1 pseudogene is annotated in these 2,705 nt (G+C 29.0%); it reads left to right on the top strand.

Features of this window, described 5'->3' with window-relative positions:
• Positions 1-2,705: pseudogene (locus tag ACWPWK_RS18985) on the top strand (calcium-binding protein); the annotation flags it as partial.

Below are 2,705 nucleotides of genomic sequence, written 5' to 3'. Positions count from 1 at the left end.
TCAATTGAATTACTCTCTCATTATTTTAATGAACCTAATAAAAATAAATTGACGGTTGATTTATTGAAAATAGCTTTAAATGAAAAAGAGTATAATATTGCTATTAATGATGTTGATTATTTAATCTCATTAAATAGTAATAAAGATATTTTATCATCAGTTGGTATAAACGAAGTACGAACATTAAGTCAAAAAAGATCACATGAGAATAAATCAACTGATAATTTATTTGAATTAAGCTTAGGGCTTAATAATAGTGAAATTGTAGAGGATAAAATAAAAATCCATAACATTGAAGTGGATAAAAGACTACTTATCAGTTTAGGTGCGAAAATTAATAATAAAAAAATAGAGCATAGTGATATTTTTGAAAAAAATCATGATTATTCAAATCTTACATTCGATGCGGATAAGATAAATGATTATTTCTTAAGTGCTTCAGGAACTGATGATGATAAACAAGCTATTTCTATTATTAAAAGTTTATTAAATAATAAAGAAGAAAATATAAAAAAGTTAATTTCAATTGATGCTGAGCGTATTGATTACCTTGTAAGCTATGAGCGATTGGTTAAAATTTTAGAATTAGAAAAACGCGCATTTGATGAACATTATTGGGATAGCATTAGAAAACCTTCATTAAAAATACCTAGGCATATGAAAATATTGAGTAAGGTAGGTTATGCTAATATTAGTTATTCTATGTGGCAGTCTGTTAATAATACGTTTTCTTTAGCCGAACAACTCAATAATCCCAATCTATCTTTACAACAACGAAAAGAAATCATCACTAACTTGTCATTAATGTGGTCTGAAATGACATTTAATGGGGTTTCTGAAATTATTGAAATTGCAATAGCAAAAGGATTATTGCGATATCGACACAATCCTTTGGAATATGCGAGCAAGATAAGTACGCGAGTAGGGATTGCGCTTAATATTCTTTCAGTTGGATTTGATATTTATCATGCTTATGATAATTTCAGCCGAATTTCTGGTGAAACTGATGAAAAGCGAAAAATTGATTATATCGTTGATGGTTCATTCGCTATTGTTTCAGGGCTTGTTACTGTAGGAATTTCTATAGCTATACTTGCAGGTTCAGCAATTGCAGGACCTGTCGGTATTGCTGCTGGTGCTTTGATTGCATTAGCAACTTCAATTTATAGTGCCGTAAGATTAATTGAAGAGGCAAAAAAACAAACCAATTTTACGCCTATGGAGGAATTAAATAATGGTTTTTATGCCTTTCTTATGGGGGATATTACTCCAGATAAGAAAAATGAGATAATATATTTAGACACCGAAAATCAACTTGAAGAGATGATTGATAAAAAGGCGCTAACTCATCTTGAAGAAATAAAAAAACAAAGTCCAGATAGTAGTTATTTTTATACAAATGAAAAACAGATTTATCAAGAATATTATTATTATAAAGTTATTCCTACATTAATAGAAGAAACAGCCGATTCTATTTTAATGCCTTTAAAAGATTTTATTTCCCAGCGAATATTACAAAATATGAGCCAAAAAGAAGCTGAAGAGATTTCAGCTCTTACTCCTTATCTGAGTGCCAAAAAAACAGCGTATAAATATTATTTACCTAAAGAAGCGATTGCCACAGATGAAAAGCTTATTTTTGATATGGATTTTTATGTTAATGAGCTAAATCGGTATACAATAAAAATTGCTTCTGACGACGAGAGCGTTATTTTTGGCGAGATAGTGGATGAGGATTTTTTTAAGAATAGTAAAACAACTAAAGAGTATGTGATTAATAAATTAGGAGAAAGTAAATTAGAGAATGGATTAATAAAAGCTAATAATATTGAAAAATACTATACTTCGGATTGGCATGAGAATACAGTTCTTTATTTTAACACACATAATGGTAATGATATTATTGCAGCGCCCTCAATAACTCAAAATACATTCGATATTTATAATGGCACTAAGCGATTAAGTGGCGGTTCAAAAGATGATGTATTTAATGTATTTACATCAGAGTCACCTTATTATGCGAGCCGTTTTTATGGTCGAGAAGGAAATGACACACTTCGTCTGATAAAAACTAAGGGCAAATACACGGGTTATAAAGTCGATTTACAACATAATTACGTTAAATTTCAAAATTCAGAAGATAAAACGAATAGCCAAAGTTTTCATTCAAAACTTTATCTTTATCAAAATGAAGGGCGTTTTTATTCGAAAAAACTTATTGATACAATGCCAAATATTGAGTTACAAGATCAGCAAGTTATTGCTTATTTAGACAGTATTGAAAATGTTATTGGCAGTGAAATGGGTGATGATTATATTTTGGGTAATGAAGAGGCTAATTATTTAAATGGTGCTGGTAGTGTTGATCATTTATATGGTAAAGGGGGAAATGATACACTTGTATTAAATGAAGGTTATGCTGAAGGCGGTGAGGGCAATGATAGCTATGTTATTTTACGATCTTCTTTAGAACAGAGTTATAATAAATTATTTGAAACTATTATTAATGAAACTAATAAGTTAGGAACTAGTGTTGTAAGGTTTAATTATTGTTTTGATGAAATAACATCAATAAAACGTAATAAAAAAGATATTATTTTTGATTTTAAAATTAATAATGAAAATCATGAGGGAAAATATATTTATCATTCTGTGACATTGAAAAATGTTTATGATGATTCAGTAAATAATACGCATTCACATCG

Source organism: Proteus sp. Marseille-Q3619, from assembly GCF_965283115.1.
This window is presented reverse-complemented; position numbering and strand designations above follow the sequence as displayed.